Below are 6,623 nucleotides of genomic sequence, written 5' to 3'. Positions count from 1 at the left end.
TTCGTCAACCGCAAGCTGATCCGCAGAGACTGTCGAGATCGGCTGTAGATCGGCTTTATGAACCCAGTTGTGAATGGCGACGTGACTCCGACTGATCCCAAAGCTTTCGAGAAATTTACTTACCTCGCGGAGCGACATACCGGCTAAGTGACAGCGGATCCCTACTTCAATCGCCCATCGCGGAGTCCGATCTCGCTCCACAAACGACAAGTCGATCCACGCAATACGTTCGCTGAGGCGGTCGATTTCTGCCATAGACACTCAGACATCGTCCGCCTCATTCTCTAACTTAACGCGACCGTAACTGCGTCACTAAGGAATAATGTTTCCAACGAAACTGTTCGTTTCGGACCATTGTGCCGAATTTGCTGGCACACCGTAAAAAAACGTGGGAAAACCATTCGCTGAAATCTACAGTCACATAATATGTTTCACAATACGGGACGATTATCCGATTCCTGAACCAAGATCCACGGGTTAGATTGCCAAGGAATTACGATCGTATAGATGTAATTGGTTATTCCCTCATCTACTATATATGATGAAAATTGAAGTCATTTACAACTATATGATTGTAATGAAAACACCGATATCTCGGATTTCTCTTTTCATAATATAGTTCTACCATGCAGAACATTAACAACCCCCATCGAACATTTTCCACATTGCTCAGATCATCATATAGAGGCGCTGGAAACGACGACCTCATCGACACTGACTCATACGCTATCTTCGTGTATACACTGCTCGGCACACTGGCCTCACGACACCCAGATTGGTTGTCGATTTCTCCTTAGAACGACCGAGAAATTGAATTTCTCGCCGGTGACAAAGGATATGAAAATCGATCGCTCCAGTACCCTTTGTTTAGAGGACATCTGGTACTTGCTGCGTCACCGGTTGTTTGCTGCTAGTTTATGATTATGTGCGCAACGCACGAGTGAGCTATACTGCCAGCGCTGATGGTTGAGATCGACCCTTCAGTCATCAAGCGTCGGCTTAGTCCCGTCTGTCCTCTCCCGCGCATGGTACCGCGAGTTCCGCAAGCTTGCATTAACCAGCGCCGTATTTGACCCTGAACTAGATTTCAAACATTGATTCCTCGCAATCATCGGATTGCACAAAGCAAATCTGTCCAGTCAACAGCGTCCATGTGAGTAGCTGATATCACGCGCGTAGTCAAACACTGATTCAGGGCGCATACTCATATAAATTGTATAACAGTAAGGTTTATAATGCTAGATAATGAGGTTAGACTCGCATGTCAGATCGACATCCGATAGTAGAAGACAGGCGTAGCGTTCTTTCAGGAGTTATCGGTGCCGGTACGGTCCTTTTGGCCGGCTGTAGTGGAGGAGATGGCGGTGACGGAAGCGATGGCAGTGACGGAAGCGATGGTAGCAGCGGAAATGGGGATGGTGCTGATGGTGAATCATACGAGCTGGTGATGGGTGGCTCATCTCAGGGGAGTACTAACTACAATTCGATGCAAGCGCTAGCTCGTGCATTGGGACAACATAGTGATACGCTGTCCATGAGTGTTCAGCAGACTCAGGGTAATGTTGCAAACATGTATCAGTATGATGATGGTAATGTCGATGCGGTTGCGACGGACAATAATACCATCACGAAGGCGCTTAACGGAGCAGATAGATTCGAGGAAGAACCCGTTGATGATATTCCTTACCAGTCATTCCGAATCAATGGCCTAGATCTATTCTGGGTCGCTGTAGAGGGTTCCGGAATTGAATCTACTGCTGATTTCCCTGGGAATACAATTTATCCCATTCAACCTGGGTTCGGTACCCGGCTCCTGACAGAAGAATTGATGCGTGAACATGGTATGTGGGACGAAGTCGATATACTCAATGCAAATGTCGGTGACGTTCCGGGTGCTATTGAAGAGGGTAGAGTTGATGCGCTGGCCGTATATGGTTCCAACCGAGTTGCACTCACCGGTTGGGCGCAAGAAATTGATGCACGGAACGACGTGTACTTGGTCGAGGTTGCAGATGACTTCAGACAGACAATTGAAGAAGTTGGTGGTGCTCGGCTCGCGGAGATTGAGCCTTACGGTTGGAACCAAGATGTTACGCAAGTCACCGATAGCATTACGAGTTGGAATCTAGATCTACAGTGTCTGATTGGATCTGAGGTCCCTGCTGATGCTGCATACGAATTTGCACGTGTTAGTCATGAGCATGGTGAAACAATCAGGGAATCTGATGAAACCTATGCTGACCACTCGGATCCGGAGGACATGACGGTCTCTGTCATTCCAGAACATCCCGTACATCAAGGTGTTGCTGAGTTCTACCAAGAAAACGATGTCTGGGACGATTCGTGGGAAATTGGAGAATCCGAGAGTTAGGGAACAGAGTGTTTCATAGAAATCGTCACGCATGAACCAGCAGGCTGCGGGAAGTATATCCAATCTGTCCGCAGCTTACACGTCATCGCTTCGATCGACGATCCCTTGAATATCGTCACTACCGGGCAGTACCCTCTACTTGGGTGCTGTTCAGATAAGTCACAGAGTAATATTCTCCAGAGGGACGCCTCTGTCTGCGGAACCAAGATGAGGACAACGATTTGGTGAGTAGAAGCGAAACTTCGTAGACGTATCAGCGTTCGAGATATTCGGCCCTCTCATCTGTCGAACGGAGCAATTCACGGACTTCTGTAAATATTCTACCGAGAATTTTTTATATTACTCTCATTCACAGATCATAACGCAGGATTTATATACTACTGTAGTAGAATACTTTTTCATGGCATACGAAATTGCTGTCATTCCAGGAGATGGAATTGGAAATGGCATCGTCGAAGCAGTTGAACCTCTTCTGATTCAGGCGGGGAAAGCCAAGGATGTGGAACTCGACACAACTTGGTTTGATTGGGGTAGTGAACGGTACATGCAACAGGGAGAGATGATGCCTTCGGATGGGCTTGACACTCTAGAGAAATATGATGCTATACTCCTTGGTGCTGTCGGGCATCCAGATGTTCCCGACCACGTCACTCTAAGAGGTCTACGGCTACCAATTACCAAGGGCTTCCAGCAAGATGTTTGTATCCGACCAACGCGCCTCTACGAAGGAGTTGAAAGCCCTCTGAAGAATCAATCTGCTGGGGATATTGATTTCCGCGTATATCGACAAAATACTGAAGGAGAATACGCTGATGTAGGTGGAAGAGAGCACCAAGGAACCAGCAATGAAGTTGCCGTTCAATCTGCGGTATTCACGAAGAAAGCAACCGAGAGAATTGTTAGACCTGCTTTTGAAGCTGCAAGCAACCGTGAGGGTCACCTAACAAATGTAACAAAATCGAATGCTCAGGCGTATGGTATGGTGTTTTGGGATGATGTAGTAGAGGAGGTAAGTCAGGAATATCCTGATGTGACTGTTGAACGACTGCTTGTCGATGCAGCAAGCATGGACTTTGTCCGTCGTCCCAATGAGTTCGATGTTATTGTTGCTTCGAATCTATTTGGTGATATCTTAACAGATATTGGAGGGGCTATCAGTGGAAGCTTGGGTCTTGCTCCGTCTACAAATATTAACCCGACTGGTGAATACCCCTCCATGTTTGAGCCGGTTCACGGGTCTGCGTTTGACATAATGGGGGAAGGAATCGCCAATCCCATTGCCACCATCTTGTCAAGTGCTATGATGATGGACCACTTAGGAGAAGAAGATCTCGCGGAAGTGCTTCGAGAAACTGTAGAAACGCAGTTGGCGGACCCTGATGCACCCAAAACACCGGATATCGGCGGTCAAGCCACCACAGTCGATGTTGTCAATGATATTGAAAGCCGAATAATTGATTAAAATGTACAAAATCTTAGCCGCGATCGATGAATCAGAACAGCGTACCCGGAATAGCATTTCGGCAATCCAAAGCTTACCAAGGGATGGTGAGTCAATTCACGTTTCACTGATAAATATCTTTGAAGAATTCGACATTTCGGACGATAGTGGGGGTCGCGTGAAATCTGCTGACCTTGTCGATAAATATGACCCACCTGAAACCATGGAATTGGCAGAAAAACTACTAAATGAATCTAATATCTCACACTCCTCAACTCTTCGCCATGGAAAACCAGCAGCTAAAATAATAGAAGCTGCTGGAGATGAAGAGGTTGACATGATTGTAGTTGCTTCCGGCGACCAATCACCAGTAGGGAAAGTGCTCTTCGGCAGTGTAACACAGGGTGTATTGATCGACTCGGATTGGCCTGTTCTTGTGGTCTGATTTCAACCGCTCTTTGATACGAGTTTAGTAATCAAATCTGAACTCAAAAGTAACTTTCAGCTATATTATCGAGTTGCCAAAGGAATAATTATATTCGGCTCTGTTGAAATCCTTAGAAAGTGATATGTAGAGGACTCACCGATCATTCAGTACAGGCAAGTCACGTACCGACCAACCCGTAGAATTACTTACTACCTGTCAAGAACGCTGTGCGAGATACAGATGGTTCAGAACGGTCGAAGTACCAAAGCCGGGTTTTAATAATCCGGCTAAAGAAGTACAAAATAAGCCCTCTATGGACGTAGCAAAGATACTCTCGATGGTTTTAGCTGTTTACGCAGTCGCACTACTTGCGGGGTTCTTCGTCATCCACCAGATACTACTCTCGATGCTTATCGCAACTGCTTTGCTTCTCATAGGTGCGTTCGTGTACGCTGCTTGGAGATTCCTCAGAGACTCAACTGAGAATCAAGGTAACCAGATCCCGTAACCGAATTGGGTGAGATACAGCGTGCGTATCGTCCAAAATTTTCGGTAGTCAATTCGCAGTCTCCATCGACCGGCTGTTTCAGGCGAGAATATGTCTGAAGGATAGGATTTCAACAAGGCCTTATATTCCTAACCCGTACACCCCAGTGATTTTTGACCGCGATAAGATACAGGAAGGACACCCCAGAAACAAGTCTGAAGATAGAGGTAGTATGGTACAGACCGAACGGGCAACGATCTAGAAAGGGGAGGTGATACAGATTCTAGCGTGTCAACGATCAGATCTTCTATAGATATCGCGTTAGATGCGCTTGAAGCTGGAGTCACGAATGCCCATCCACGGTCAGTAATTGGCTCATCAGTGATGATTGATGATGGCATGCTCCGAGTTGGCGATGAGGTTGTTGACCTCGCAGCGCACAACAGGGTGCTCGTCTTCGGGGGTGGCAACGCGGTAGGAAGGGTCGCAGCCGCACTCTACGAATGTCTCGGTGATCGAATCGATGATGGTATTATTGTTACCGATGATCCGGCGTCGGCAGGTCCAATAGAGATGCGGGAGAGAACCCATCCACTTCCGAGCCAACCGAATGTTGCTGGGACTCGGAAGCTCCTTGAATACGCCTGTGCAACTGATGAGGATACCCTTGCGCTCGTGCCAGTTACCGGTGGCGGAAGCGCGCTCCTTACAGCGCCGTCCGGCGAGATTGAGCTTGATGACATGGTTGCGCTCACGGAGTCGCTGCTCCGGAGTGGGGCCCCGATCTCGACGATCAACACGGTCAGGCGGGCAGTTTCCGACGTGGAGGGTGGCAAACTCGCTGAGAAACTCGCACCTGCGACGACGGTTGGACTAGTGTTTAGCGACGTGACCTCTGACGACCCGGCGGTCGTTGCCAGCGGCCCCCTCTCCCCAACCCCGACCACTACGGCTGACGCACTCAACGTGCTGGAGGAGTATAACGGCTCTGTTGAATCACTAGACAGCGTAGGGATAGGTCGCTAAATCAAAGGAGTTGAAGCGGGACGATTTGGTTGTCCATGACACAAATCTCCCGCTTCACTGGTGAGATTGTACCGATTGCTCAAGTTGTTACCGGTGATGGAGACGAATCCGCCGCCCCGGAAGGCGGCGGCGGATTCGCCGACTATGCCCTCGTTTCCCTGCATTGTCTGCGGATTTACCTTGATACGTCCTACCGAATGACGATTGACCTGCTGAAAGAGATGCCACAAATAACCGGGGAGATCGGCCTCAGCGCGGCCGATCTCCCCTCACCATCCACGCTGTGTAAGGCGTTTGACCGTATCAGTATGAGCGTCTATCGAGTGTTGCTGCGCCAGTCGGCGCAGCTACACGACCCGTCGAAACACGCTGCTATCGACGCCACGTTCTACGAACGGTCGGCAGCGAGCCGCCATTACTGCCACCGCATCAACTACCGCGTCCAGAAGCTGAAAGTCACGAAACTCGTCGATACAGAGTCTCAAGCCATTCTTGACGTTCACTGCTCAACGACTCGGGAAGGAAGCGACGCAGACCTCGCTGAGCAGATCGCCCGCCGGAATGCGGGCGATCTGCGATCTCTTGCCGCCGATAAGGGCTATGACAAGCAGTCACTCCGTGAGGCGCTGCGTGAACTCGGTATCAGACCGCTCATCAAGCACCGTATCTTCGCTCCCTACGACCACGCTCACAACGCCAGAATCGACAAACAACGCTACAATCAGCGCTCCATGACTGAACCCGTCAATTCGGCTGTGAAGCGCTCGCTCGGCTTCGCCGTGCGAGCGCGTTCCTGGTTTCGTGAGTTCCAAGAGATCGCTCTGATGTGTGTCGTCTACAATATCAAGCGTGCCATCGAACAGTGAATTCC

5 protein-coding genes and 1 pseudogene are annotated in these 6,623 nt (G+C 49.1%); 5 read left to right on the top strand and 1 reads right to left on the bottom strand.

Features of this window, described 5'->3' with window-relative positions; genetic code table 11:
- Positions 1-255: pseudogene (locus NO887_RS17630) on the bottom strand (IS6 family transposase); the annotation flags it as partial.
- 1,006 nt (positions 256-1,261) lie between these two features.
- Here NO887_RS17630 and NO887_RS17625 point away from each other — a divergent pair.
- The 5 genes from NO887_RS17625 to NO887_RS17605 all read left to right on the top strand — a co-directional run bounded on the left by NO887_RS17625 (position 1,262) and on the right by NO887_RS17605 (position 6,618).
- A complete protein-coding gene (locus NO887_RS17625) occupies positions 1,262-2,371 on the top strand; it encodes a TAXI family TRAP transporter solute-binding subunit (RefSeq protein WP_256419483.1) in 1,110 nt (369 codons plus the stop codon).
- Positions 2,372-2,771: 400 nt separating this feature from the next.
- Positions 2,772-3,833, top strand: coding sequence for a tartrate dehydrogenase (locus NO887_RS17620; protein WP_256419482.1), 1,062 nt, complete (start codon positions 2,772-2,774; stop codon positions 3,831-3,833).
- A gap of 1 nt (position 3,834) precedes the next feature.
- Positions 3,835-4,257: a universal stress protein gene (locus NO887_RS17615; RefSeq protein WP_256419481.1), complete on the top strand. Its 423-nt coding sequence runs from the start codon at positions 3,835-3,837 to the stop codon at positions 4,255-4,257.
- Between the two features lie 757 nt (positions 4,258-5,014).
- Positions 5,015-5,752, top strand: coding sequence for a DUF4147 domain-containing protein (locus NO887_RS17610; RefSeq protein ID WP_256419480.1), 738 nt, complete (start codon positions 5,015-5,017; stop codon positions 5,750-5,752).
- A 35-nt stretch (positions 5,753-5,787) separates the two neighbouring features.
- The gene (locus NO887_RS17605) at positions 5,788-6,618 is read left to right on the top strand and encodes an IS5 family transposase (RefSeq protein ID WP_256419479.1); all 831 of its coding nucleotides are present in this window, start codon (positions 5,788-5,790) and stop codon (positions 6,616-6,618) included.
- The last annotated feature ends 5 nt before the right edge of the window (positions 6,619-6,623 follow it).

It is taken from the genome of Halorubrum laminariae (genome assembly GCF_024494655.1).
GTDB classification, from domain to species: domain Archaea; phylum Halobacteriota; class Halobacteria; order Halobacteriales; family Haloferacaceae; genus Halorubrum; species Halorubrum laminariae.
Note: the sequence above shows the minus strand (reverse complement) of the source record. Positions and strands in the feature narration are given on the sequence as shown.